This is a genomic window from Qipengyuania flavescens (assembly GCF_029688735.1).
Lineage (GTDB): Bacteria > Pseudomonadota > Alphaproteobacteria > Sphingomonadales > Sphingomonadaceae > Qipengyuania.
On record NZ_JARULD010000002.1, the window covers coordinates 711976 to 738414 of the forward strand.

Here is a 26439-nt window from a genome sequence, read left to right on the forward strand (position 1 = left end):
TCAGATGCAGTGGACCAGCATCCTCGCGATCTATTTCCTCTTCCTGGTGTTTAGCGCCTTCGTGCTGCTGCCTTTCGGCGTCCGCACGCATGACGAGGCTGGCATCGAAAAGATACCGGGGCAGGCAGACAGTGCTCCGGTCGAATTCCGTCCGGGGCGACTCATGGTCCGCGCAGTCGTGCTCGCTGCCATCCTGACGACGCTTTACGTCGCGAATTACATCAATGGCTGGATCGGGCCCGAAGACCTGATTTTCTGGGGGCCGTCCGCCGGTTGACTACTGCCTCAGGCGTTCGAGTGCCTGCGCCAGCACCACGTAGAGCTTGCCCATATCACTCGACAGCAAGGTGACGCTGACGGCGTGCCCGTCACGGGTGCTGAGCATCGTCCGCAGCATCGCCTCGAAATCGTGAATGTAGCGGCTCACATGCTCGCGGAAATCGTGGTCCGCATCGTAGAGTTCGGCGATCTCCCGCGCTTCGGTGTTGTCCAGCAGACGCACGGCGCGGCGGGTAAATATGCCCCGGTCGCCGCGCAAATAGCTGGCCCACGATGTGTCGGTCACCTCGGTCGATAGAGCCTTGGCAATGTCGATTGCGTTGGAATTCAGGCTTTCGGTAATCAGCGCGACGCGGCGGGAGAAGTCGTTGTCGACGTCCTCGGTCGCGCGTTCGCGGGCATGGGCGATGCGGCTCTCCAGATTGCCGGTCAGTTCGTTCACTTTCGCGAGCTGGTCGCGCAGCTGCCGCGTAACTTCCCGTCCCGCCTCGGAAGATCGTGTCGTCGCCTCTTCCAGCTTCGCCAGCGCTTCGTCGGTGTGATCGGCGAGCGCCCTTTCGATCGATTCGGCGCTCTTCTCGCCGACTTTCGCCGCAATCTGGTCGATCCGGTCGGCCTGCTCGCTTTCGATCGCTGCAAGGGCGGAGCGCGCGCTGGTCTGAAGCGCCTTGATCGCCTCGCGCAGTTCTTCCTGCGCTTTCGTTGCCACGGCCTCGTTTTCCGAGCCGAGCGCGGCCACGCTGGCGCGGAGTCGTTCGATGCTGCCGACTTGGGCTGCGGTGGTCTCCCCGAAATCGGCCTGGAAGCGGTCGATCTCTTCCATGGCGCCGCGCGCTTGGTTACCGGCGGTATCCATGCTTGTGCTGGCCTGCTCGCCGGCCTGCCGGGCCTGGTCGAGCAGCGAGTGGACTTCGCGGGCGCGGGCCTCGATGGCCGCGAGGCGCTCTTCGCTCGCCGTCATCGCATTGGGCAGGTCGTTGCGGCTCTGATGGGCGCTCGCCTGAATGAGTTCGAGCAGGCGTACGCTCGCATCCGTAAGTGCGGCCACGGCCATATCCGTACCGTCGAGCGCTTCGCGGCTTTCCACAAGCTTCGCGTTGAGCGCATCGACGCCCTCGGCAACGCTGCCGCTGGCTTCCTGGCCCTGCCGGTGGACGGCATCGAACACTTCTCCGAGACGGCCGATCTTCTCCGCCAGCGTATCGCCCTCGCGAGCTAGCGTGTCGGCCTGCTCGAGCTGAGCGGCGCGCTTGGTGGCCAGCGCGTCGTCGAGCGCTTCGAGCCGCTCGTGCATGGTTGCCAGAGCCGCTTCTTCGGCTGCGTCGAAATTTGCCTGCCGCCGTGCGGTTTGATCGTCGAACAGCCGGTTGCGTTCGGTGATGCGAGCGTCGACGGCTTCGGCTTCGGCAAACAGGGCCTTCAGCTTCTCATTCGCGGAGTCGAGCGCTGATTGGTCGATCGCCTTTATCTCTTCAACGGTCCGCTCGAGCCGTTCGCGCATGGCGTCGATCTGGTTGCCCCAGCTTGCCAAGGCCGTTGCTTCGCCTTGGCGCACCTCGGCAGCGATCGTCGCGGCTTCATCGCGCAGGCTGTCGAGCTGGACCCGCAAATGCGCCACGGCAGCCTCATGCTCCGCCGACGTCTGCTGCCCGGTCTCGGCAAGTTCTGCGCGCAGGGTTTCGGCCCGACCGCGCATGGCGGCGAGGGCATCGACTTCGCGCCCGTCCAGTTCGCCCCGAAAAGCCTCGCTCTCCTCGCGGAGAATTGCGAAACGCTGCTCTGCGATGGTGCCGAGCTGCTCGGTCTGCGCTTCGAATGCCACAAGCGCTTCGTCGACGCGCTCTCGCAGAGAAGCGACTTGCCGCTCGCTCGCGGTACCGAATTCGTTGAGTCGGCGAAAGCCAGCAACCAGCTCGTCCAGCTGGGATTTCGCCGTCCGCCCGGCTCCGCCGATTTGGTTGGACACATCCTTGGCCGAATTGGTGATCACCGGAAGGTTGTCCCGAAGTTTGTCCATGTTCTCGAGTGCCGTGTCGCTGACGCGGGCGATCGCATCCACCTGCTCGCCATTGTCGTGGATGAGGCCTTGAAGGCGGTCGGCATGTTCTGAAATCCGCTCGCTTGCCGACCGGCCGAGATATTCGAGATCGCGTGTCTGCGAGCCGAGAAATTCGCGCGCGAGGCTGAGTTCTCGGTTCACCACGGCCAGCTTGGCTTCGAGACGCGCCGATTCTTCCGACAGCGACCGTGCAACTTCGCCGAACCTGCGCGCCTCCCGCCGGGAATTGCGGACCGCCAGCATCCACAAGCTCACCACGAGAAGGACAGGGATCGCCCAGCTGGTAATCCAGCTGGTCCATTGCTGCGCCGTGCCGCCTACGAGCATTTCGCTCCGGTTCGCCCACACGAAGAAGGCGGTCCATGCGACGATAACAGTCAGGGCAATAGTCGGCGCGACCCACTGGCGACGAAGTGAGGGGTCATCGTCTTCGGCGACAAATTCCTCGTACTCTTCCACATTCGCATCGTAGGATTCCTCGAATTCGTCTGAGCTTTCATCGACAGGCTTCTGGGAACCCTCGATTTCAATTTCATCGACCGATGTCTCGTCGGAGACAGCCTTGATCATGGAGCGCTTCCTCATAGGGCAGAATCTACCACGTTTCGATTATGCTTAAACCCACTTTAACTCATCCATGCCTATTCAGCACGCTATGGCCTATCATTCGTCCGATTTCGAGGTTGCGATCGGTGCTGCTGCCGGTGCCGACGAGGCGCTGCAGGCCGAGCTGAAAGCTGCTTTCGCGCAGAGCGTGGTGCGGCAGGTCGATTTGCTTAGCAGGGCACGGTGCGACGGCAACTGGCGGGTCGCTGCCGAACGCCTCCGGGGACTGGCTGCCAGCTTTCATGCGCATGAACTGGCTGCGTTGGCCCGCGAGGCGCTGGAAGGCGCGCCGGGCGACCCGGGAATAGTCGCCCGCATCCGTAACTTCAGCGAAGAACTTGCATTCCGGGACTGAGGGAAATCCACCGACTGGGGTGGCTTCGCCGTCCGGGCAAAACTAGAGTGCCGGCGCAGCAGCCCAAACGGAGAGCGTTTTGCGCGTCGCCCTACTTTCCACGCTCGATGATTCCGTCACTCCGGCACCGGTGCGTGCGGCCTATCGCAATTTCGCGGGCGCACGCATCATCGACCGGCAGATCGATCTCGCGCTGGCGGCCGGTTGCGAAACGATTGCATGCCTCGTCGAAGGGATCGGCCGCGAGGTCGCAGAGGCACAGCGCCGTGCCGAACAATCCGGCGTCCGCTTCGTCGCCATGCAGAACCCGCGGGCCCTCTCGGGTCTCGTGACTGCAGCCGACGAGTTATTTGTAATTGCTGCCGGCGTCCTGCCCTCCGATGCTGCTGTGCTCCGCAACATTGCTCGCCCGGCGGTGCTAGCCTTTCCAGCCGAAGACGCCGTGCCGAGAGGCTACGAGCGGATCGATCCCGAGTCTGCGTGGTCGGGCGCCTTGCTCGCGCCGGGTTCGGTGGTCGAACGTCTCGCCGAGCTGCCGCCTGATAGCGACGTGGTTGCCAGCCTGCTGCGGCTGTCGCTGCAATCGGGGGTCAAGGTCCTGCCTCTGGAAAAGCGGCTGATCGAGGACGGTCAGTGGCATATCGATCCCAGCGTCGAAGACCTAATCGACAGGGAAGAACGCTGGATCAAGACCCATGCATCGCCAGCACCTTTCACGGCGCCCGGACTTGCGGTCGCAGAGCGGATCGGTGCCCGGCTTGCGCGCGACACTTTGGGCACTAAGGGCGCGGGGCTTCCAGCGCTGGGCGCTGCGCTCAGCGGCATCGGCGCTCTGGCACTCGCGGCTCTCGGCATGCCGGTACCCGCACTGGCGCTCGGTACGGTCATGGCCATGCTCGGCGCGGCGGGAGAGACGGTGGAGCGCATCGCGCGGGCGGGGCAATTCGGCGCGCGAAGATCGGCGCTGGCGAAAGCGCTGGACTGGTCGACTGATCCGGTGCTGGCGATCCTCATCGCGGCCGCCTCTCCCGAAGATACCGGTTGGCTGAGACTGTTCGTTCCAGCGGTGCTGTTCGGTCTCTTGCGACTAGGTGCCCGCCTGCGGGACGACAATTGGGGTGAGACCTACCGCGACCGGATCGCAATCAGCGCATTGCTGGTTCCGTGCGCGTTTCTGGGGATTACCCAGCCGGTCACAGCGATCATGGCTTTGCTGGTGCTCATCTCGCTCTTTCTTGTGCCTTACCGTGGCGACTAACGTCGACTTAACCATGTCCATGATAGCGCGACGGCATGAAGATGGAGATCCCGGTGCCTGACGCTGCCCGAGCGGACCAAGCGAGAGAATTGCGCGAGTCCTTGGCTGGCGGGAATGCCGTGCTCGCGCGGGTTACGCCGATCCTGGAGCATCTGCTGTCGACCCCGGACCACTCGCTGTTCAGCGACGAGATTGTCGCGCGGATTCGCGGCATGTGCTACGATCTTGCCTGGCAGATCCTCCGGGCCCAGGCGGAGGCGACCGGGGAAGCGGGGCGCGAAGCCTTTGCCGACAAGCATGGCGAAGCGCTGGCGCAGCACTTCTTCACCAGCCCGCGGGTCCTCTCGCATTGCCATGCCCTCGCGCTCGAGTGGCAATTGGCGACGCGGATGGAAGCGCAATACGGCATCGACCCGGTGCTTTCCCCGCTATTGCAGACATTGATCGCTTCGCCCGACAGCGGTCAGGCCAGCGCGGCGATGGGGGCTCTGGCCGCGCAGGCGCGCTTCGCCCAATCGCAGCGGCGCATGGAGCTTTCGCTCGCCGAACTGCCGGGCGACCTGTTTCACGAACTGCTGCTGGGGTGGCGCAACTTCGGCGGAGATCGGCGGTCCGATGCCATGATCCGCGCCGAAGCGAAGCTGCGCAACGCCTATGACGAGAGCTCGGCCCGTCTGTCGCTGCTCGCCCGGCTCGTGGCAGGGCTTGGAGAAGAAGTTACGAAGGCCCTCGACGTGGAACAGGCCGGTGTCGCGCTGTTTCTAACGGCACTGGCGGCACGGTCGAACCAGTCGCGCAACCTTGCTGTGCTTGCGACGAACGAACAGCAGGTCGCGCGGCTCGCACTGGCGCTGCGCGGCTGCGGTCTCGACGCGGCGGAGGCGAATAGCCAGATTCTGAGGCTACACCCACAAAGCAGCCCGCAAGGCGGCCTCGATGGGATCACGCAGGCCGAGGCGAAGAAATGGCTCGCCGAAGCCGGCACGATGGGGATCGTCTGACCATGGCCAGCGTCGGCACAAGCTATATCGCATCTGCTAGGGTCGATGGCGAAGGGCGGCTCGTCGAAGCCGGTGAACCGCTCGCGAGCCTGCAGGAAGCCTGCAGCGGGCAGATCGGAGGCCCGATCGCCATTCCCGAACTACATGCGCTGGTCGACAAGGCCAACACCTACGGCCTTCGCCTCGCGCGGCAATTCACCGCCATCGACGGCGACAACAGCATCACCGCCTGGGTGGAAATCACTCCCAAGTTCGATGACGACGGGAATATTTTGCAGAGCGCGATCGATGTCGTGAGCTGGCACAGCGAAGAATTGCCACCGGAAAACGAACTCGACGCCGCGCGTCGCCGGATCGAGATAAACCGGCATCTCGCGGACTGCACCGTGCGGCTGAGCCCATCGCAGGGCATACTGTCGGTAGAGACCGAGGCGCCCGACCTTGCGGGGTTCGTAGAAGCTGCTCGCGCAGGGATCGGCCGACCTTGGACCGATTTCGTCCATTTGCCAGGCAGCACGCACGAGCAGCCGCTCCATTGGCGCTTGCTCGATGGTTCGCGCTGCGAAATCGACGGGTCGAAGCGTGCATGGACGGCGCATCTTGAACCGCTCGGCAAAGGCGAGCCGGGTAGTGCAGGCTTCGCCCTCTACCTGACCGCTGACACGCCTGCTGCGGGCGTAGAGGCTGCGGAAAATGGTGCCGGTATCGAAGGCGCATCCTTCGGTCGCGACCTCACGCCGGTCCTTCGCCAACCGATCAATCGCATCATCGCCAACGCCGAAACGATCAGGACGAAGCTAGCGGGGCCGATTGCTGACGAATACAGTTCCTATGCGGCCGATATCGCTACCGCGGCCCAGCATCTCTTGGCGCTGATCGACGACCTCTCAGATCTCGAGGTCGTCGAATCAGACCAGTTCGTTACCGCGCCGGACCGTATCGAGCTTGCCGACGTCGCGCGACGGGCCTGCGGTATTCTCGGCGTTCGCGCGCAGGAGAAGGGCATCACGCTGGTGCCGCCTGTGGAAGGCGAGAGCCAGCTGGCCATCGCCGAATTCAGGCGCGTGCTGCAGATCCTGCTCAACCTCGTCGGCAATGCGATCCGCTATGCGCCTGAGGACAGCCAGGTCTGGATCCGGCTCGACCGGATCGGCAGCCGCGCACTCATCACTGTGGCAGACCAGGGTCACGGCCTTGACGAGGAACAACAGGCGAGGGTGTTCGAGAAGTTCGAGCGGTTGGGGCGCAGCGGCGATGGTGGCTCCGGCCTCGGGCTCTATATTTCACGCCGGATCGCACGCGCGATGGACGGCGATCTCACAGTCGAAAGCGCACCGGGGCAGGGCGCGCGTTTCACACTTTCCGTTCCGGCCGCTGATGAGATGCGAGCGGAAAAGCGGGACGATGCGGGGCGCGATAACCCACAAAACGACACGAGCGCTTGACACGAAAAAGGGGCGCCGCAGCGCCCCTTGATCTATTGCTACGGAAGCCGGGTTTACCGCTTGTCCATCGGCACGTAATCGCGCTCGGTCGGGCCAGTGTAAAGCTGGCGCGGGCGACCGATGACCTGGCCGGGATCGGAGATCATCTCGTTCCACTGCGCCACCCAGCCGACGGTGCGGGCGAGGGCGAAGAGCGCGGTGAACATGGTCGTCGGGAAGCCGATCGAATTCAGGATGATGCCCGAGTAGAAGTCGACGTTCGGGAAAAGCTTCTTTTCCTTGAAGTAATCGTCGTTCAGCGCGAGTTCTTCGAGGCGCAGCGCCGTCTCGAACACCGGATCGCTGACATTCAGTGCCTCGAACACTTCGCGCAGCGTCTTCTGCATCACTGTCGCGCGCGGGTCGTAGTTCTTGTAGACGCGGTGGCCGAAGCCCATCAGGCGGAACGGGTCGTTCTTGTCCTTCGCACGCTCGATATAATGCGGGATCTTGTCAGGCGAACCGATCTCCTGAAGCATGTTCAGCGCAGCTTCGTTGGCGCCGCCATGCGCCGGGCCCCACAGGCATGCGATACCGGCGGCGATACAAGCAAACGGGTTCGCGCCCGACGATCCGGCGAGGCGGACGGTCGAGGTCGAGGCGTTCTGCTCGTGATCGGCATGGAGAATGAAAATCCGGTCCATCGCCTTTTCGATCGCGGGATGGATCTCGTATTCCTCGGCCGGGACGCCGAAGGTCATGCGCAGGAAATTGCCGGTGTAGCTCAGGTTGTTGTCCGGCTGCATGAAAGGCTGGCCGATGGCATACTTGTAGGCCCAGGCGGCAATCGTCGGCATCTTGGCGATCAGGCGATGGCTGCTGATCTTGCGATGCTCGGGATCGGAAATGTCGGTGCTGTCGTGATAGAATGCCGACAGAGCACCGACCACGCCGCACATGATCGCCATCGGGTGCGCGTCGCGGCGGAAGCCCTGGTAGAACTGGCGCAGCTGGTCGTGCAGCATGGTGTGCCGCGTGATCGTGTAGTCGAAATCGTCCAGCTCTTCCTTGCCCGGCAGTTCGCCGTTCAGGAGCAGGTAGGCGACTTCCATAAAACTGGAATGTTCGGCCAGCTGGCCGATAGGATAACCGCGGTGCAGCAGGACGCCTTCTTCACCGTCGATATAGGTCAGCGCGCTTTCGCAGCTGGCGGTGGACTTGTAGCCGGGATCGTAAGTGAACTTGCCGGTGCCGCCGTACAGCTTGCGGATGTCGATGACATCGGGGCCGACGCTGCCCTGAAGTACGGGGAATTCCTGGGTCTGGTCGCCCAGATCGAGAGTTGCCTTGTTGTCGGCCACGCGTGTCTCCTCAACGGTTTGCGTCTGGCCCCGGGGCGTCGGCGGCTTGCGCATCGATCCGCGCGAGCGCTTCTTCCTTGCCCAGAAGGACCAGCACATCGAAAATGCCGGGGGACGTGGTCGTCCCCGTCAATGCCGCGCGCATGGGCTGCGCGAGCTTGCCGAGACCCAGTTCGAGTTGCTCGGCATACGATTTCGTAGTGGCTTCGAGAGCCTCGATTGTCCAGTCATTTTGCACGTGCAGCATTTTCGACAGGCCCGCGAGCCGCTGCCGCGCTTCGTCATCAAGCAGGCCGGCCGCCTTCTCGGTCATGTCGAGAGGCCGCTCGGCGAAAAGAAACTGCGATCCTTCAACGAGTTCGTTGATGGACTTGGCACGGGTTTTAAGGACGGGCATGGCCTGCTCGAGCAAATCGACATCTGCATCACCCTCCAGCCTCTCGGCCACGATGCGAGCCAGGCGACCATCGTCGGCTTCGCGGATGTAGTGCCCGTTGAGGTTCTGCAGCTTCTTTGTGTCGAACCGGGCAGGACCCTTGCCGACTCCGTCGAGGTCGAACAGCTCGATCGCTTCCTCGCGGCTGATCTCCTCGCGATCACCGTGCCCCCAGCCGAGGCGCAGGAGGTAATTGAAGAGTGCTTCCGGCAGCACGCCTTCCTCGTCGCGATAGCCTTCGACACCGACGGCGCCGTGGCGCTTCGACATTTTCGCGCCGTCCGGACCGTGGATCAGCGGCACGTGAGCATAGACCGGATCGGGCCAGCCGCCCTCGATCGCGTCCATCGCGCGGATCACGGGGAGCTGGCGAAAGGCGTTGTTGAGGTGATCGTCGCCACGGATAACGTGAGTGACACCCATATCGTGATCGTCGACGACCACCGCGAGCATATAGGTCGGCGTACCGTCGGCGCGGAGCAGTACGTAATCGTCGATCTCGGCGTTCTTCACGGTCACCGGACCCTGGACGGCATCTTCGATGGTCGTCTCGCCCTCGGTCGGCACTTTAAGACGGATAACGAAGGGCGCCCCTTCGGGAGCCTCGCTCTCGTCGCGGTCGCGCCAGCGACGGTCGTAGCGCATCGGTTGCTTGGCTGCGCGCTGGTCGGCGCGCATTTGCTCGAGCTCCTCGGGCGTGGCGTAGCATTTGTACGCATGGCCTGCTGCGAGGAGCTGGCGCGCTACTTCGGCATGACGTTCGGCGCGATCGGACTGGAACAGCGGCGCATCGTCGAAATCCAGGCCTAGCCAGCCGAGCCCTTCGATAATCTTGTCGATCGCGTCCTGCGTACTGCGCTTGCGGTCCGTATCCTCGATCCGCAGGAGCGTGCGGCCTCCGTGGTGCCGGGCGAAGAGCCAGTTGAACAGTGCCGTGCGCGCGCCGCCGATATGCAGGTATCCGGTGGGCGAAGGGGCAAAGCGGGTTACGACCTGTCCTTCGGGCGTTCCACTATCGCTTGCCATTGGCTCTCGCTTCCTTTCAAACACTTGCATGGCGACACGCGGGACGCCTTCGGTACCGATGGGGGGGACGGACGGAGGATCCGTGCAGGCTGTGCCGCGCCCTTGGCGCATGCGCGGCCTGATGTCCAGAATTGCGGATCGCTGCGAGACAGGTTTGGCGAGTGCCGGATTCGACCGCGGACCGTGGCTGGCAGTTGCCTTCGGCGGCGGGATCAGCCTGTGGTTTCTGCTCGATACGCCATGGCAATGGTCTGCGACGATCGGTGGACTGGTGCTGGTCGCCCTCGCAGCACTCGCCGCGTGGCGCGATCGTGACGAGCGGGCCTATCTCCTCGCTGCGACTGTCGCCACGTCGCTCGTCATCGCGGCAGGGATCGGCCTGGTCTGGGCAAGATCGGAATTGATCGGGGCGGAACCAATCGAGCGGCCGGCATTCGAGCGGCTCGACGCCCGCATTCTCGAGCGCGAGGACCAACCCGCACGTGACCGCATTCGCCTCGTACTGGCGGCTCGCGATGCCGAGGACGGGATCGCGAGAGCCTATCGCGTCAACGTGCCGCTGGATCAAGCGGATAGCGGGTTGCGGGAGGGCGTACGCGTCAGGTTGTCCGCGCGCCTCATGCCGCCTTCGCCGCCAATCGTACCGGGCGCCTACGACTTCGCGCGACGGGCCTGGTTCGATGGCTATGCAGCCACCGGCAGCGTTGTGGGGGATATCGAGATTGTAGAGGAGGCCGGCGGGGGCGGCGGCGAAGGCTGGATTGCGCAGGTTCAGCGACAGCTCTCGGCGCATGTTCGCGACCGTCTCGACGGCGCTCCCGGGGCGATCGCGGCGACTCTCGCCAGCGGCGACCGCGGGGCGATTTCCAAAGCGGATGAGGTGGCCATGCGGGACGCCGGCCTTACGCACCTGCTGTCGATCAGCGGCCTCCACGTGAGCGCGATCATCGCCGCGACATATCTAATCGCGCTTAAGCTGCTGGCCCTGTGGCCATGGCTTGCGTTGCGAGTCAGGCTGCCCATCGTCGCTGCGGCAATCGCTGCGCTTGCCGGTATCGGCTACACGCTTTTGACGGGGGCGCAGGTACCTACGGTGCGCAGCTGCATCGGCGCTATTCTGGTCCTGACGGCTCTGGCGCTTGGGCGCGAGCCGCTCTCCTTGCGCCTAGTCGCGGTGGCGGCGATCGCGGTGCTGTTCCTATGGCCGGAATCGCTTGTCGGACCCAGCTTCCAGATGAGCTTTGCCGCCGTTCTGGCCATTGTTGCGCTTCACAATGCGAAGCCGTTTCGCGAATTCCTCGCGCCACGGGAGGAAAGCGGCTTGCGCCGTTTCGGCCGCCGGGCGCTGATGCTGTTCCTGACCGGCTTCGTCATCGAGCTCGCACTTATGCCGATCGTCCTGTTCCACTTCCACCGGGCAGGGATTTACGGGGCGGTCGCGAACCTCTTCGCGATCCCGCTCGTGACCTTTATTTCTATGCCGCTTGTTGCCCTGGCGCTGGCGATGGATGTGGTCGGGCTGGGAGCGCCGATATGGTGGTTGGTCGGCAAGTCGCTCGATGTCCTCCTGTGGATCGCACACCTTGTTTCCGCTCAGCCGGGTGCCGTGAAGCTCGCCCCGAAGATGCCGATGGCGGCCATGGCGGTATTTGTCCTTGGCGCGCTCTGGTTGGCATTGTGGCATGGAAGAACACGGCTTTGGGGCGCGCTTCCCGTCGCCGTCGCTTCATTATGGATGTGGGCGACACCCGCCCCGGACATCGTGATAACGCGCGACGGGCGCGATGTGGGTATCGCGAGCGCTGATGGCCGGCTGCTTGTTTTGCGGGACAGCGAGGGCAGCTACGCTCGGCAAAACCTGCGCGAAATCGCAGCGCTGGACGGGGAGCCGGTACCTTTAGCCGAATGGTCGGGCGCTCGGTGTAGCCGGGACTTTTGTAGCTTACGTATCGATAGGGATGGTCGAGAATGGGACGTGCTGATCGCGCGAAGCCGCGAATTTATCGAGGAGCGAGCGCTTGCCGCCGCCTGCGACAGGTCCGACATCGTCATCGCTGATCGCTTCCTGCCGCGTTCATGCAAGCCACGCTGGCTCAAGGCCGATCGCCGGTTTCTCGAGCGGGAAGGCGGTACCGCCATCTACCTTGCCGAAGAGCGTATCGATACCGTGGCCGAAGGGCAGGGCGAGCACGGTTGGTTCCGCCCTCTCGTCCGGTCGAGCGCTGGTTCTAAATAGAAACAGCCTATTAAAGAAGAGGGGGCACAGCCGACGCCGGGCCCCTCTCCCAAACCAAACCTATCTCGTCGAACGTCAGTGGTAGCGGCGTAGCAGACCCGCGAGCTTGCCCTGAACTTTGACCCGGTGAGACTCATACACCTGCGGTTCGTAGGACCCATTCGCGGGATCAAGTCGAATGCGCCCGCCATCGCGGCGCAGATATTTCAGCGTAGCTTCTTCGTCATCGACAAGCGCCACGACGATCTCCCCGTCGCGTGCGGTATCGGACCGTCGCACGAGTGCGAAGTCGCCATCGAAGATTCCTGCCTCGACCATCGAGTCGCCCGACACTTCGAGCGCATAATGCTCGCCGGGCCCAAGCAGCGCGGCAGGAACAGGCATGCTCGCCTGACCCTCGATCGCTTCGATCGGCGCGCCAGCCGCGATCCGGCCGTGCAGCGGCACATCGATGATGTCGTTCGCCGGTTCCGGGGCGACGGGTTTCGCCGTCACCGTAGCCGCCATCTTCGCGCCGGTATCGTTCGCAGGCTTGGGCTGGCCCGAGCCTGTCACCGCATCTTCGGGCAGTTTGACGACCTCGAGCGCGCGCGCCCGGTTGGGCAGGCGACGGATGAAGCCACGTTCTTCTAGAGCGGAAATCAGGCGATGCACGCCTGATTTGCTCTTGAGGTCGAGCGCTTCCTTCATTTCTTCGAAACTGGGTGAAATGCCGGTCTCCTCCAGCCGTTGCTGGATGAAGCGGATCAATTCGTGCTGCTTGGCTGTCAGCATATCTGCGCAACTCCCGTGCCGCCTGTTCACAACCCTGTGAACGAATGTGGAACAATTAGGCAACGGATATCAACAAGTCAAGCAATTCGGCCGTTTCGGAGCTTTCTTGTGGAGAACAGGCGTTCGCGATACGTGCCGGAGCACTGGGTCAGCCTTGGAGCAGGGTACGCGTCGCAGCGACGACATCGGCCTGCCGCATCAGACTCTCGCCGATGAGGAAGCTACGCACGCCGCCGCGCGCGAGGCGCTGGCAATCGGCATGCGTCGCGATGCCACTCTCGCCGACAAGAAGGGCGTCTTTCGGGATGAGGGCTGCGAGCCGCTCGGTGGTCGCCAGATCGGTGGTAAAGGTCCGCAGATCCCGATTGTTGACGCCGATGAGCCGCGTTTGAAGCGCCAGCGCGCGTTCCAGCTCGTGTTCGTCATGGACTTCGACCAGCACGTCCATCCCGCGCTCGAGCGCGGCCGCTTCGATCTCGCCCATCACGCCATCGTCCAGCGCGGCAACGATAATGAGTATCGCATCTGCGCCGAGCGCGCGGGCTTCGGCGACCTGCCAGGGGTCAATCATGAAGTCCTTGCGCAGGACCGGCAGATCGCAAGCCGCGCGCGCTTCGATCAGATAGTCTTCGTGGCCCTGGAAGTAGGGCGAATCGGTCAGGACCGACAGACAGGCCGCACCGCCTTCGGCGTAGTCACGAGCGTGCTGCGCGGGGCGAAAATCCTCCCGGATCAGACCCTTGGATGGCGAAGCTTTCTTGATTTCGGCGATCAGGCCGAAGCCATTTTGCTGCGCGCATTCAAGTGCGGAGCGAAAGCCACGCGGCGGCGTTTGGCCGTTGGCTTGCACATCGAGCGAACCGAGCGAATGCTTCTGCTTGCGCACGGCCACTTCGCCGCGCTTGGTTTCACAGATTTCGACCAGCTTGTTCATTGCGCGATCGCGATCCAGTCTGCCAGCAATTGCCGGGCAGCGCCGCTGTCGATTGCTTCGCCAGCCATTTCGGCACCTGTGGTCCAGTCCTCGGTCTTGCCCGCCACGATCAACGTAGCGGCGGCATTGAACAGCACGGCGTCGCGATAGGGCCCGGGCGCGCCGAGCAACAGCGCCTCCAGTGCCTTGGCGTTATGCGACGGGTCGCCCCCGCGGATCGCCTCGACCGGCGCATGGGGCAGGTTCGCCTGAACGGGGTTCACCCGCCGCATCTCGAACTCATTGCGAGTGACGTCGGCCAACTCGTTTCCACCGGCAAGGCTAAGCTCGTCCAGCCCCTCGTCGCCCGAAGCGATGAAGGTACGCTCCGTGCCGAGCTTGGCTTTTGCCGCCGCGTAGATCGGTACATAGGCCGGCCGCGCGATCCCGATGAGCTGGCGTTTCACGCCGGCCGGATTGGAGAGGGGCCCCATCAGGTTGAAAATCGTCCGTACGCCAAGTTGCTGGCGGATGGGCTGAATCCGCCCCATCGCGGGATGATGATTCTTCGCGAAAAGGAAGCAAATCCCAAGTTCGGCCAGTGACTTCTCTGCGGTTCTTCCCGCGGCCTCCATATCGAGGCCGAGCGCTTCGAGTGTGTCTGCAGCACCCGACTTGCTGCTCGCCGCCCGATTGCCGTGCTTGGCCACAGGAATACCGCACGCCGCGACCAGCAGGCTCACTGCGGTAGAAACATTGAGCGTGTGATGCCCGTCACCGCCGGTGCCGCAGCAATCGACCGTTCCTTCCGGCGCATCGATCGGGATCAACCGCGCCCGCAGGGCCCGCGCCGCGCCCGCGATCTCATCGGATGTTTCGCTGCGGGTGGACATTTCGCGTAGGAACCGCGCGATTTCCTCGTCGCTCGTCTCGCCGTCCAGTATCCAGCCGAAGACCTCCTCGGCCTCCTGCTCGCCCAGATGCTGCTCTGCTGTGGGGAGCGTCTTCATGCCGGCACCTTTGCGTCGATCCCGCACAGCGACAGGAAATTTGCGAGCAGCGCGTGTCCATGCTCTGTCGCGATACTTTCGGGATGAAATTGGACGCCGTGGATAGGCAAGTCGCTATGCCGAAACCCCATGACGCTGCTGCCATCGAGGCCGGGCGTCGTGCTGGTGGCATTGACCGCGAGGCTCTCCGGAATGTCCTCCACGATCAGCGAGTGATAGCGGGTAGCGGTGAAGGGTGACGGCAGTCCGGCAAATACGCCGCTGGCGTCATGTTCCACCGGTGATGTCTTGCCATGCATCAGCCCGCCGCGAACGACCTTGCCGCCAAAGTGCTGGCCGATCGCCTGATGGCCGAGGCAGACCCCGAGCAGCGGCTTACCCGCATCCGCGCATGCCGCCACGAGGTCGAGACTGATACCTGCCTCGTTCGGGGTGCATGGCCCGGGCGAGATCAGGAAACCCGCCGCGCCGCGGCTCATCGCCTGGCCCGCCGACATGGCGTCATTGCGCACCACCTCAACCTCGGCTCCCATCTCCATCAGGTAATGGACGAGGTTGAAGGTGAAGCTGTCGTAATTGTCGATGACGAGGATAGAGCGGCTGTCGGTCATTGCGGATCGCTCAATGGCGGCACGGCTGCGGGCTTTCAAGCAAGTTAAGCTGACCGCGACGTCACGCCTACTTGCCGGCCAGCTTGTCGGTCGCCCGCACGAGGCCATCGATGATGCCCGGTTCTGCTGCGGAGTGTCCGGCATCGTTCACGATCCACAGGTCGGCTTCGGGCCAAGCCTTTTTCAGCGCCCAGGCGGATGTCGGCGGCGTGCAAATGTCGTGGCGGCCCTGAACGATAATTCCGGGTATGCCCGCCAGCGCGCTGACGTTCTTCAACAATTGCGCTTCATCCAGAAAGAAGTCCTCGAGGAAGAACTTCGCACAAATCCGGGCGAAAGGCACCGCCTTGGCCGGATCGGCGAAGGTGTCCAGTAGGGCAGGGTCTGGCAGCAGAGTGGCGACATTGCCTTCCCACAGCGACCATTCGCGCGCGGCGGCGAGGCGTGTTTCTTCATCATCGCAGGTCAGGCGCTTGTAATAGGCTTTCACCAGATCGCCGCGCTCGTCTTCCGGGATGAGGCCGGTAAACTGGTCCCACTGCTCGGCCATGATCTCGCTGGCGCCATAGGTGTAGAGCCAGTCTTTCTCAATCTGGCGTGCGAGGAATACGCCGCGCAGCACCAGCTCGCTCGTGCGGTCGGGATGGGTCTCGGCATAGGCGAGGGCGAGTGTCGCGCCCCAGCTACCGCCGAAGACCTGCCACTTGTCATGCCCGCACATCTCGCGCAGCCGCTCGACATCGGCGACGATGCGCCAGGTATCGTTATGCTCGATTTCGGCGAAAGGCAGCGACTTGCCGCATCCGCGCTGGTCGAACAGCAGGATGTCGTAGAGTTCGGGATCCCACTGGCGCCGGTGATCGGGCGACATGCCGCCGCCCGGGCCGCCATGCAGGAAAACCGCGGGTTTCGCGCCGGGTGTGCCGACCCGTTCGTAATAGAGAGAATGACCCTCGCCGACATCCAGCATCCCGGTTTCGTAGGGTTCGATCTCCGGATAGAGCCCACGGCGCTGTTCGGTCACTCGCTGTCCTTCTTTTCGACGACCACGATCGGGCCGATCGGCGCTCCGGTATCGAGGCGGTCGGTCGCCGGGTTCCACAATTGCGAGACGTTCCCGTCGAGGAACAACGCGTTGGGTGTCTTCAACTCGTCGCGATAGAAGCGCGCGAGCTTGCCAAAGGAAATCGGTGCGTTCGAAATCACGAAATGGGCCCGGCCCTGCCCATCGACGCCGACTGCGTTGCGGATCAGCCGCGATGGGCCGTCCTGCGTTATTTCGGGATGCAGCTTGCCGTCGACCACCAGCATCGGCCCGGACTGCGTGCCGAACTCCGGCCGCTCGGTCACATTGGCGAGGAAATCTTCGGTCGTGCGGACGTGCCATTCGCCCGCCGTGCCGTAGAACACGCCGTTGGGCTTGAGGTGGAAATTGCCTTCGCCCTCGGCGGTGTTGAGAGTCTTGAGTCGCTCCGAGCCTTCAACGAAGTAACCGATCGGCTCGCCCTCGTCGTCATACATGCCCGCGTTCATTGCAAAGGCGACACCGTTCTCGCCGCGTTGGCGCGAAAAAGCTGTCAGGCTGCGATAGGGCGCTTCGCCTGACGGCCCCAGATCCATGCCGATGCGGTGGCGGACGGGATTGGCAAGGCAGTGGGTAAGGGGCGTGTCTTCGAAGATTATGGAACGGCAGGCGCTTTCTACCGAACTTGCGACGGTCTCCGTCTCGCTAGGCTCAGGCGAAGGCGATGGCGCCTGCCCGTCGATCCTGGCACGAGCGACAGGCTCGCCGGCAGGTTGCTGTTCGCAAGCTGCCAGGCTGCCGAGCGCGATCAGGAGAACTGCCACTCTCACTGGCCGTAACCCGCTTCGTTCGCGAGCCGCACTGCGTCCTTTGCGGCGGCGAGCAGGGCGCCGGCCTTGGCTTCGCATTCGCGCTGCTCATAGGCTGGATCGCTGTCCGCCACGATGCCCGCCCCGGCCTGCACATGCATGATCCCATCTTTCACCACGGCGGTGCGCAGGACAATGCAGCTGTCGACCGATCCGTCCGGTGCGAAATAGCCGACGCCGCCCGCATAGGGGCCGCGCGTTGCAGGTTCCAGCTCGGCGATAATCTCGCAGGCGCGCACCTTGGGTGCACCGCTGACGGTGCCTGCCGGGAACCCGGCAAACAGCGCATCGAGCGCATCCTTGCCCTCGGCTAGGCGCCCGACGACGTTGCTGACGATATGCATGACGTGGCTGTACCGTTCGACCGTAAAACTCTCCGTGACCTCGACGCTGCCGGCGTCCGCCACGCGTCCTGCGTCGTTGCGCCCGAGATCGAGCAACATCAAGTGTTCTGCGCGCTCCTTCGGGTCGGCCAGAAGCGATTTCTCGGCGAGCCGATCCGCCTCCTGGGTTGCGCCGCGCGGCCGGGTCCCCGCGATCGGTCGGATCGTAACCTCGCCTTCGCGCACACGCACGAGAATTTCGGGGCTGGAGCCGACTACGGCGAAGCCGGGAAGATCGAGGAAGTAGAGGAACGGCGAAGGGTTGATACGCCGGAGCGAACGATAGAGCGCCATGGGCGGCAGCTCGAAAGGCGACGTAAAGCGTTGCGAGAGGACGACCTGGAAGACATCGCCGGCCGCGATGTAGTCTTTCGCACGCAAGACCATTGACTGGTAATCGTCGGCATCGATGGTCGAGGTGAGCTGCGGTTCGACATGGTCGGGATACCGGTCGGCAGACTTCGTAAGAGGCAGTGACAGCTTGCGCAGAACTTCGTCGATCCGCTCTTGCGCCACGTCGAGCGATCCGTCCGGCCAGACCGGCGATATGCAGAACAAAGTGTCGCCAAGGCGGTCGAAGACCAGGATTACTGTCGGGCGGACAAAGAGCATGTCCGGCAAATCGACTTCGCTCTCCGGAGCACGCGGGAGCTTCTCGACCAGGCTGATTGTCTCATAGCCGAAATAGCCGACGAGGCAGGCGAGGGCGGGCGGAAGCGCTGCCGGCGTCGCACATTGGCAGTCTTTAGTCAGCCTGCGCAGCGCATCCAGCGCGCCGCCTTCGCACGGAACGAAAGCGTCGCGATCCGTTTGCCAGTCGCGATTGATCTCCGCCTCGGCGCCATGCGCGCGAAAGACCAGGTCAGGCGCTATGCCGATCAGGCTATAGCGCCCGCGTGTCTCGCCACCCTCGACCGACTCGAGTACGAAATCGCCGCGTCCTTCCTCGAACAGCTTGAGCGCCGCCCCGACGGGAGTTTCCGTGTCAGCGACGATAGTGCGCCAGACCAGCGCGGGACGACCCTCGCTCAGCTCGGCGCGCGCCTGGTCGAGGCCTTCGAGAGCGGTGAACAAGGGCGTCTCAGTTCGTGCCAAGCAGCTGGCGACGAACGGCTTCGATCGCGTCTTCGTTGCGCTCTACGCCGAGCTCTTCGCGCATCGCAAGCCGCAGCTGATCGGCATACTCCTCGCCGATGACTGGGCCGAGCTGGGACTTTGCCTGTGCGATCATCGGATCGTCCTCGGCGATATCGTCCATGCTGATATCTTCCAGGTTGACGATGAAGAATCCGATCTTCTGCGCAGCTTCGAGCTTTTTGGTGGTGCCTTCGGCCATGCTGAAAAGCAGGGCGAGCGGCGGCGGAATGCGGCGTTCGCGCTGGGCAGCCAGCTGTTCGCGGGTCAGATCGATGCTTTCGGGTGCGGGCAGGTTAGTCTCTTCCTCCGCGACGGCAGCGGCAAGCGATGCGCCCCCACGCACGCGCTTCGTCACCCGGTCGGCAGCGGCTTGGGCGCGCTTCAGGCCTTCCGAAATGCGCCAGTTTGCTTCGACGCGATCCTTTATCTCGGCAAGGGGGGCCTTGGCCGAAGCTGTGATCTGGGCCACCTCGTAGACGAGATAGGTCTGCCCGCCTTCAAGAGGAGCAATTTCGGGCTCTTCCTCTTCCATCTGGAAAATGGTCTGCAGCGCGGGCGCCAGCACGTCGGGAAGAGTTTCCTGCGTCTGGTAGATGCGGCCATTGGCAATAGCGGGTCGCGTGGTCGTCAGCTCGAGATCGAGCTCCTCGCTCACCTCGCGCAAAGTTGCACCATCGGCCAGCTGGTCGTCGATTTCATTGGCGAGGTCGGCGAGCCCCTGGACACGCTTTTCTTCGCGCACGGCCGCGGCGACTTCTTCGCGGACTTGCGCGAGCGTCCGTGCGGCTCGTGTTTCAACGTTATCAATGCGTGCGATGTGCCAGCCGAGCGGGCTGCGCGCCGGCTGCGTGATGGAGCCTTCTCCCGCCGAGAAATACGCCGCGGCGACGGCTTCGGAGGCCTGCGAGGTCAGCGCCTCGCGATCTAGGCCCGTCAACGGCGTCGCTCGCAGCCCCGCTTCGCGCGCCACGGCATCGAAGCTTGCACCGCCTGCAATGCGCTCGCGCAAGGAATTGGCGGCCGCCTGTGTCGGCACGATGAGCTGGGTAACATCACGCGTTTCGCTTGCTGCATATTGCTCGCGATCGGCTTCGTAACGTTCTGCGATTTCCGCCTCGGTCGGCTCGACCCGGTCGCCCAGTGCGCTGCTGTCGAACGTCGCGAAACGCACGACGCGCCGTTCGGGACGAATGAAATCGGCGCTGTTGGACTCGTAATAGGCCCTCAGCGTTGCGTCCGAGGGATCGCCGGTTGGCGCAAAACTCGCAGACGGGAGCAGGGCGATCGTACCCTGCCGACGCTCTTTAAGAAGCTGGGCGTATCGATAGGCTAGCTTGTCCGGCACGGTCGCGCCGAAGGTCGCCGGAACAAAAAGCTGCTGAGAGAGGAGGCCCGTGCCGAAATCCTCACGCGCCTGCGCGTCGGAAATTCGCGCCTGCGCCAGTGCCTGACGATAGACGTCTTCGCTGAAGTTCCCGTCGGCTCCGCGGAATGCCGGGAGCATGCGGATTTCGCTGTTCACCAGATTGTCGCCCGCCCGGATACCGTACTTCTCGGCATAGGCACGGATTGCAAAGCGATCGATCAGGGCATCGAGCGAACGTTCCAGACCATTTTGCGCAAGAAAGCCTTCCATCGACAGCGTCGGATTTTCCTGCCTGACGCGATCGAGGCCGTTGTTCGCAGCCTGCACCAGATCGGCGGTCCCGATCTTCTCGCTGCCGACCACAGCCACCCGGTCGCCGCCTGCAACACCGCCGAAGGTACCGGTGCTCGATACGTCCGCGCTGGCAAAGGCGAGCGCGATCAGTCCGAGAAAGGCGAGCGCGAAGGCAAGGCCGATCTTGGTCTTGAAGATATTGCGAAAGAAAGTGAGCATGAGTGCGGGCGGTCCCGAATAGACGTAGATCGATGGCTTCCGCAGCGAGCGGTCGCCCTTGGCGGCAGCCTTTATCCCCCCTGCGACCTCGCCGCAACAGGTTGCAAAGGGTTTTGACGCGCGAAGAAAGCTTGTCTAGCGGGGCGCAACACAACGCTCCTATAGTGAGCGGCCAATCATCTACTCTTCGCAGGAAATCGCAATGGCCGAACGGCCCTATATCGTTGGAAACTGGAAGATGTTCGGCACGCGGGCGATGCTTTCCGAAGCACGCGCGATCGATCGTGCCGCACAGCGCTACATGAAGGTGGAGGTCGCAGTCGCCCCTCCATACACGCTGATTCACGCCGTTCATCGCGAGGCCGAGCAGATCGGCGTCGGCGCGCAGGACTGCCATCCCGGGGCCGAGGGTCCGCATACGGGCGACATCAACGCCGCGATGGTGGCCGATGCCGGGGCGAAATTCGTGATCGTTGGTCATAGCGAACGGCGGCAGGACCATGGCGAGACGAACGAACTGATCAATGCGAAGATCGATTCGGCGATCGAGGCCGGATTGCGCGTGATCCTTTGCTGCGGAGAATCCCTCGAGACTCGCGATGCGGGCGATGCCGAAGCTTTCGTCCTCGGCCAGATCAAATCCGCGCTCGGTTCGTTCGAGGATCCTGCCGAGCGCCTGACGATCGCCTACGAACCGATCTGGGCGATCGGCACCGGTCGCACGGCGACCTCTGCAGACATCGAAGCGATGCACAAAGCGATCCGCGGACTGCTCGACGAGACTTACGGCCCGGACGCATCGGCAGATGTTCGCATCCTCTACGGCGGTTCGGTGAAGCCCGGGAATGCGAAGGAGATCCTCTCGCTGCCCGAAGTGGGCGGGGCCCTCGTCGGTGGCGCGAGCTTGAGCGCCGAGAGTTTCCTCGGCATCGTCGTGGCAGCGTCGGAGACCGAGGACGCCTGAACTCCGCGCCGGACCGGCGCACTTGCCGTTTGCAGCCTCGCAGCCTAGATGCGGGCCGCACATATTTACCGAAGAGTATTCGAAGTCATGTTCCTGTTCCTCACCGTCCTCCAGGCCATCGTTGCCGCCGTGCTCGTTGGCGTGATCCTGATGCAGCGCTCCGAAGGGGGCGGGCTGGGTATCGGGGGCAGCCCTTCCGGCATGCTCAGCGCTCGCGGTGCGGCTGACTTCCTGACCCGGTCGACCAAGTGGCTCGCCGTGCTCTTTGTGATCCTGTCGATCGTGCTGGCAGCGGTTGCGGTCGAGACGACCAGCGCGGACTCGCTCGAATCGACGCTCGACCGGAACGTCACTCCTGCAGCGCCGGCCGATCCGCTCGGCCCGGCAACGACCGGTGATGCTGCTCCGGTCAGCGACGATCCGCTGGCCGGCTCGACCGAATAACCCAAACCAGATCGTGAAATTGTGGATTGCGCGGTACGAGCCGCGCAATCGCACGGCTTTGCGCTTGCACCGACTCCGATCTTCAGCTTAAGGCCCGACTCCCATGGCGCGGTATATTTTCATCACCGGCGGCGTGGTCTCCTCGCTCGGCAAAGGTCTCATGGCAGCATCGCTCGCTGCCCTCCTGCAGGCGCGTGGCTACAAGGTCCGCATCCGTAAATTCGACCCCTATCTCAACGTCGATCCGGGCACGATGAGCCCGTATCAGCACGGCGAGGTCTATGTGACCGACGACGGGGCGGAGACCGACCTCGACCTGGGGCACTACGAACGGTTCACCGGCGTATCAGCCCATCAGGGTGACAACGTCACGTCGGGCCGGGTGTACCAGCAGATCATCGCCAAGGAGCGACGCGGCGACTATCTCGGCGCGACCGTGCAGGTGGTCCCGCATGTCACCGATGCGATCAAGGATTTCGCGCTCGCCGATCAGGGCGATCACGATTTCATCCTCTGCGAGATCGGCGGAACGGTCGGCGACATCGAGAGCCTGCCTTTCATGGAAGCCATCCGCCAGCTCAGGAACGAGCTTGAGCCGATGCAGTCGCTCAGCGTCCATGTGACCTTGGTTCCATATATCGCCGCCGCAGGTGAGCTGAAGACCAAGCCCACCCAGCATTCAGTTCGCGAACTTGCCAGCCTAGGCATCAAGCCCGACGTCCTGCTCTGTCGTGCGGAGCATCCGATTCCGGATAGCGAGCGGCAGAAAATCGCCAATTTTTGCAACGTACGCAAGGAAGCGGTCATCCCGGCGCTGGATGCGCCGTCGATCTATTCCGTGCCTTTGCAATACCACGGCGAAGGCCTCGACACTGAGGTGCTACGCGGTTTCGGCATCACCGATGCGCCCGACCCGGACCTCTCGCGCTGGTACGATGTCGTCGATCGCCACTCGAACCCAGAGGGCGAAGTCACGATTGGCGTGGTCGGCAAATATGTCGGCCTGCAGGATGCCTACAAGTCGCTCAACGAAGCGCTGATCCACGGCGGCATGGCTCACCGCGTCAAGGTCAACATCAAGTGGATCGATGCGGAGGTGTTCGAGCAGGGCGACAGCGACATCGCTGCGCAGCTCGAACCGATGCACGGCATCCTCGTACCCGGCGGTTTCGGCGAGCGCGGGTCCGAAGGCAAGATCGCCAGCGTTCGGTTCGCCCGCGAGCGGAAGGTACCGTTTCTCGGCATATGCCTCGGCATGCAAATGGCCTGCATCGAGGGCGCGCGCTCGGCGGGTTTCGACGGGGCCAGCTCGACCGAATTCGGCGAGACATCGGAACCAGTCGTCGGCATCATTACCGAGTGGATGACCGAAGAGGGGCTCCAGACCCGCGAAGCGGGCGGCGATCTGGGCGGGACCATGCGCCTGGGTGCTTACGAGGCGAAGCTTGCTGCGAACAGTCACGTGTCGACCATTTACGGCGGTGCGAGCGACATCTCCGAACGGCACCGCCATCGCTACGAGGTCAACGGGGCCTATATCGAGCCGCTGGAAAAGCAGGGACTGATCTTCTCCGGCATGTCACCCGATGGCCTGCTGCCCGAAATCGTCGAACGTCCCGACCATCCCTGGTTCGTGGGCGTGCAGTTCCACCCGGAACTCAAGTCCAAACCCTTCGACCCGCACCCGCTTTTCGCCGGATTTATCGGCGCTGCGCTCGAACAGGCGCGGCTCGTCTGATACTTTTCGCGCTCGGCGAATTCGTCAAGTTGTTGAAATCGTTAAGCCGACAATTTCGAGGCTTGTATAGACGCGACAAACCCCGAAATTCTGCGGAATTTCGGGTTTATCTTTTGTTGTATCTGGTGCAGACTACAGTCGTTGTCGCAGAAAATATCGCGGCAATTCGAGATACTTGTGGTGCCGCCATGCGGTGGGGCTTTTCTCGAAGACGGTTGTCTTCTGCGACCCGGACGGCCGATTTCGAGGTAAGGCGGCGTTCAACGTCGCGGGGGCGGAACTTTCGTTCCGCCCCCTAAACGTTTAATCAACAATTTTTCGAATTGAGCGCGGATCAGGCAGCGGCGCTGTCGTCCTCGTCATCTTTGACGATTTCGAGCGGCTTCTGCCCGCCGATTGCAATCTTCTTCGGCTTCATCGCATCGGGCACTTCGCGCAGCAGATCGATGATCAGCAGACCGTCGGCCAGGTCGGCGTTTTCGACGCGGACATAATCGGCCAGCTCGAAGCGCCGTTCGAAACCGCGATTGGCGATGCCGACATGCAGCATTTCGCCATCGACGCTCTCATCGCGCTTGCGGCCCTGCACCACGAGCAGGTTCTGCTGGGCGGTAATATCGAGATCTCCGGGGCGGAACCCGGCAACCGCCAGAGTGATGCGGTATTGGTCCTCGCCGCGACGCTCGATATTGAAAGGGGGGTAATTGTCGCCGCCGGCGTTGCGTGCCTGGCGCTCCATCAGGTCGAAAAGGCGGTCGAAACCGACGGTCGAACGACGATACTGGGTCATATCCATACGATTCATTTGAACAAATCCTCTTGTGAGCGATTCATATAGGCGGGGCCCTTCATGGCACCCCGTCGCCGCCACGATCCGTGGCGACACGATCAACATAGGTCCGGCGAAAGCGCTTTCAAGATTTCCGGACGAGCGCTAGATCAGGGCCGGATTGCGAGGACATCGATGAGCCAACCCGACGTTACCATCTATACGAAATTCGGCTGCGGATACTGCGTTCGCGCCAAACGCCTGCTTGACGAGAAGGGTGTCGACTACACCGATCACGACATCACCATGGGCGGCCCCAAGCGCGCCGAAATGCTCGAGCGAGCACCCAATGCGCGCACCGTGCCACAGGTCTTCATCGGCGACACGCACGTCGGCGGCTCCGACGATCTCGCCGCGCTCGAACGCGAGGGCAAACTGGACGCGCTGCTGGAAGGCTGAATGGTTCGCATAGCCCTGCTTCAGATGACCTCCGGCATCGATCCGGATGAAAACGCGCGCAGCATTTCGGATGCTGTGCACGAAGCAAGCGACGGTGGCGCGGAAATGCTTTTCACGCCCGAGATGTCGGGTCTGCTCGATCGCGACCGGAAACGCGCAACTGCGAATATCAGGGCAGAGGCGGAGACGCCGGCGCTCGACGCAGCGCGAAACGCGGCAGCCAAGGCTGGCCTGTGGGTTGCACTTGGTTCGTTGGCTGTCGACACCGGGAATGGGCGCTGGGCCAATCGCGCCTTCGTCATCGCCCTAGATGGCTCGATCGCTGCGCGCTACGACAAGATACACATGTTCGATGTCGACCTCTCGACCGGAGAAAGCTGGCGGGAGTCCAATGCCTATGCCGCCGGAGATCAGGTGGTCACAGTCGAAGACACGCCGCTCGGACGACTAGGTCTGACCGTGTGTTACGACATCCGCTTTCCAGCGCTCTTCGAGGCCCTTGCCCAGCGCCGCTGCGATGCGATCGCGGTGCCCGCGGCTTTCACCGTTCCGACTGGCGAGGCGCATTGGCACGTCCTGCAACGCGCCCGCGCGATCGAGGCGAGCGCCTTTGTGGTGGCGGCTGCGCAGGTGGGCGAGCATGCCGACGGTCGCCGCACCTACGGACACAGCCTTGTAGTCGATCCGTGGGGTGAAGTCATGCTCGACATGGGCGGCGAGCGATCAGGAATAGCCTTCGCAGATCTCGACATGGCCCGGATCGCCGAAGTCCGCCGACAGGTCCCGAGCCTTGAAAATCGTCGGAAGATACCCTCTTAGGCTGCCGAGATGATAGTTTACGACCTCTCATGCAGCGAGGGCCATCGCTTCGAAGGCTGGTTCGGCTCGTCCTCAGAGTACGACAGCCAACGCGAACGCGGGCTGCTTACATGCCCCGAATGCGGCTGCGGAGAAGTCGGAAAAGCACCCATGGCTCCGGCGGTTTCGGCGAAGGGTAATCGCACCGAGGCGCCGCGCCAAGCCGAACCGAGTGGCGACGAAACAAGGCCTATGATCCGCGGGGAACTGCCGGCGGAGGTCAAGCAGGCTCTGGAAACTTTAGCGAAAGCGCAGGCCAAAGCGCTGGAGAAGAGCACCTGGGTCGGCGAGAAATTCGCCGACAAGGCCCGATCCATGCATTACGGCGAGACCGACGAGGCTCCTATCCACGGCAAGGCGACCAAGGACGAGGCCGAAGAAATGGTCGCCGAAGGCATAACCGTAGCGCCTTTGCTGTTCCCGGTCGCTCCGCCCGACGAACTCAACTGATTGCCACTCGCTTTCTGTCTGCTAAACGCACCGCCGGGCGCCCGTAGCTCAGTCGGATAGAGCACCAGATTCCTAATCTGGGGGCCACAGGTTCGAATCCTGTCGGGCGCACCACC

The 26439-nt window shown here is 63.2% G+C and carries 24 protein-coding genes and 1 tRNA gene; 13 read left to right on the plus strand and 12 right to left on the minus strand.

The genetic code is table 11. From position 1 onward, the window contains the following. Nucleotides 1-4 precede the first annotated feature (4 nt). Nucleotides 5-277, plus strand: a complete 273-nt coding sequence (locus P8R33_RS08725) for a DUF1467 family protein (protein WP_278328587.1) — start codon at nt 5-7, stop codon at nt 275-277. Here P8R33_RS08725 and P8R33_RS08730 read toward each other — a convergent pair whose 3' ends face one another. Further along, a complete protein-coding gene (locus tag P8R33_RS08730) occupies nt 278-2908 on the minus strand; it encodes a coiled-coil domain-containing protein (protein WP_278328588.1) in 2631 nt (876 codons plus the stop codon). Between the two features lie 67 nt (nt 2909-2975). On the opposite strand from P8R33_RS08730, the gene P8R33_RS08735 reads away from it, so the two are divergent. The 4 genes from P8R33_RS08735 to P8R33_RS08750 all read left to right on the plus strand — a co-directional run bounded on the left by P8R33_RS08735 (nt 2976) and on the right by P8R33_RS08750 (nt 7003). Next, the gene (locus P8R33_RS08735) at nt 2976-3299 is read left to right on the plus strand and encodes an Hpt domain-containing protein (RefSeq protein ID WP_446532499.1); all 324 of its coding nucleotides are present in this window, start codon (nt 2976-2978) and stop codon (nt 3297-3299) included. Nucleotides 3300-3378: 79 nt separating this feature from the next. Continuing rightward, nucleotides 3379-4557 carry a hypothetical protein gene (locus P8R33_RS08740; protein WP_278328589.1) on the plus strand — a complete coding sequence of 393 codons (1179 nt, stop codon included), beginning with the start codon at nt 3379-3381 and terminating at the stop codon, nt 4555-4557. A 53-nt stretch (nt 4558-4610) separates the two neighbouring features. Next, on the plus strand, nt 4611-5558 hold the full coding sequence (locus P8R33_RS08745) for a hypothetical protein (protein ID WP_278328590.1): 948 nt from the start codon (nt 4611-4613) through the stop codon (nt 5556-5558). After that, nucleotides 5522-7003 carry a sensor histidine kinase gene (locus P8R33_RS08750; protein WP_278328591.1) on the plus strand — a complete coding sequence of 494 codons (1482 nt, stop codon included), beginning with the start codon at nt 5522-5524 and terminating at the stop codon, nt 7001-7003. Before P8R33_RS08745 ends, P8R33_RS08750 begins: the two co-directional genes overlap by 37 nt. A gap of 53 nt (nt 7004-7056) precedes the next feature. Here the strand turns inward: P8R33_RS08750 and P8R33_RS08755 are convergent, their stop codons facing one another. Further along, nucleotides 7057-8343, minus strand: coding sequence for a citrate synthase (locus tag P8R33_RS08755; RefSeq protein WP_278328592.1), 1287 nt, complete (start codon nt 8341-8343; stop codon nt 7057-7059). Nucleotides 8344-8353: 10 nt separating this feature from the next. Next, the gene (gene gltX / locus P8R33_RS08760) at nt 8354-9805 is read right to left on the minus strand and encodes a glutamate--tRNA ligase (protein WP_278328593.1); all 1452 of its coding nucleotides are present in this window, start codon (nt 9803-9805) and stop codon (nt 8354-8356) included. A 121-nt stretch (nt 9806-9926) separates the two neighbouring features. Here gltX and P8R33_RS08765 point away from each other — a divergent pair, with 121 nt between their 5' ends. Then, a complete protein-coding gene (locus tag P8R33_RS08765) occupies nt 9927-12041 on the plus strand; it encodes a ComEC/Rec2 family competence protein (protein ID WP_278328594.1) in 2115 nt (704 codons plus the stop codon). A 75-nt stretch (nt 12042-12116) separates the two neighbouring features. On the opposite strand, the gene lexA is transcribed toward P8R33_RS08765, so the two are convergent. From lexA to P8R33_RS08805, 8 genes are all read right to left on the minus strand, one after another. After that, the gene (gene lexA, locus P8R33_RS08770; RefSeq protein WP_278328595.1) at nt 12117-12815 is read right to left on the minus strand and encodes a transcriptional repressor LexA; all 699 of its coding nucleotides are present in this window, start codon (nt 12813-12815) and stop codon (nt 12117-12119) included. A 148-nt stretch (nt 12816-12963) separates the two neighbouring features. Then, nucleotides 12964-13749 (minus strand): indole-3-glycerol phosphate synthase TrpC, encoded by a 786-nt coding sequence (trpC, locus tag P8R33_RS08775; RefSeq protein WP_278328596.1) that lies wholly within the window; start codon nt 13747-13749, stop codon nt 12964-12966. Then, on the minus strand, nt 13746-14738 hold the full coding sequence (trpD, locus tag P8R33_RS08780) for an anthranilate phosphoribosyltransferase (protein WP_278328597.1): 993 nt from the start codon (nt 14736-14738) through the stop codon (nt 13746-13748). The genes trpC and trpD overlap by 4 nt, the downstream gene beginning before the upstream one ends. Continuing rightward, on the minus strand, nt 14735-15349 hold the full coding sequence (locus tag P8R33_RS08785; protein ID WP_278328598.1) for an anthranilate synthase component II: 615 nt from the start codon (nt 15347-15349) through the stop codon (nt 14735-14737). The genes trpD and P8R33_RS08785 overlap by 4 nt, the downstream gene beginning before the upstream one ends. A 67-nt stretch (nt 15350-15416) precedes the next feature. Further along, complete coding sequence (gene pip / locus P8R33_RS08790; RefSeq protein ID WP_278328599.1) at nt 15417-16373, minus strand: prolyl aminopeptidase; 957 nt, start codon at nt 16371-16373, stop codon at nt 15417-15419. Next, entirely contained in the window at nt 16370-17203 is an 834-nt protein-coding gene (locus P8R33_RS08795) for a phosphodiester glycosidase family protein (protein ID WP_278328600.1), read from the minus strand. The genes pip and P8R33_RS08795 overlap by 4 nt, the downstream gene beginning before the upstream one ends. Further along, nucleotides 17200-18720, minus strand: a complete 1521-nt coding sequence (gene trpE / locus P8R33_RS08800; protein WP_446532500.1) for an anthranilate synthase component I — start codon at nt 18718-18720, stop codon at nt 17200-17202. Before trpE ends, P8R33_RS08795 begins: the two co-directional genes overlap by 4 nt. Next, complete coding sequence (locus P8R33_RS08805; protein WP_278328601.1) at nt 18707-20641, minus strand: peptidylprolyl isomerase; 1935 nt, start codon at nt 20639-20641, stop codon at nt 18707-18709. Before P8R33_RS08805 ends, trpE begins: the two co-directional genes overlap by 14 nt. Before the next feature lie 202 nt (nt 20642-20843). On the opposite strand from P8R33_RS08805, the gene tpiA reads away from it, so the two are divergent. The 3 genes from tpiA (at nt 20844) to pyrG (ending at nt 23787) form a co-directional block, all read left to right on the plus strand. Next, on the plus strand, nt 20844-21605 hold the full coding sequence (gene tpiA, locus P8R33_RS08810; protein ID WP_278328602.1) for a triose-phosphate isomerase: 762 nt from the start codon (nt 20844-20846) through the stop codon (nt 21603-21605). An 87-nt stretch (nt 21606-21692) separates the two neighbouring features. Next, on the plus strand, nt 21693-22049 hold the full coding sequence (gene secG / locus P8R33_RS08815; RefSeq protein ID WP_278328603.1) for a preprotein translocase subunit SecG: 357 nt from the start codon (nt 21693-21695) through the stop codon (nt 22047-22049). Nucleotides 22050-22152: 103 nt separating this feature from the next. Beyond that, entirely contained in the window at nt 22153-23787 is a 1635-nt protein-coding gene (gene pyrG / locus P8R33_RS08820) for a CTP synthase (RefSeq protein WP_278328604.1), read from the plus strand. Between the two features lie 334 nt (nt 23788-24121). Here pyrG and P8R33_RS08825 read toward each other — a convergent pair whose 3' ends face one another. Then, a complete protein-coding gene (locus P8R33_RS08825) occupies nt 24122-24592 on the minus strand; it encodes an Hsp20 family protein (protein ID WP_278328605.1) in 471 nt (156 codons plus the stop codon). Nucleotides 24593-24751: 159 nt separating this feature from the next. On the opposite strand from P8R33_RS08825, the gene grxC reads away from it, so the two are divergent. The 4 genes from grxC (at nt 24752) to P8R33_RS08845 (ending at nt 26437) form a co-directional block, all read left to right on the plus strand. Beyond that, nucleotides 24752-25015 (plus strand): glutaredoxin 3, encoded by a 264-nt coding sequence (gene grxC / locus P8R33_RS08830; protein ID WP_278328606.1) that lies wholly within the window; start codon nt 24752-24754, stop codon nt 25013-25015. Continuing rightward, nucleotides 25016-25834 carry a carbon-nitrogen hydrolase family protein gene (locus P8R33_RS08835; RefSeq protein ID WP_278328607.1) on the plus strand — a complete coding sequence of 273 codons (819 nt, stop codon included), beginning with the start codon at nt 25016-25018 and terminating at the stop codon, nt 25832-25834. A 9-nt stretch (nt 25835-25843) separates the two neighbouring features. Then, on the plus strand, nt 25844-26323 hold the full coding sequence (locus P8R33_RS08840; RefSeq protein ID WP_278328608.1) for a DUF1178 family protein: 480 nt from the start codon (nt 25844-25846) through the stop codon (nt 26321-26323). A gap of 37 nt (nt 26324-26360) precedes the next feature. After that, nucleotides 26361-26437: transfer RNA gene (locus P8R33_RS08845), tRNA-Arg, on the plus strand. The last annotated feature ends 2 nt before the right edge of the window (nt 26438-26439 follow it).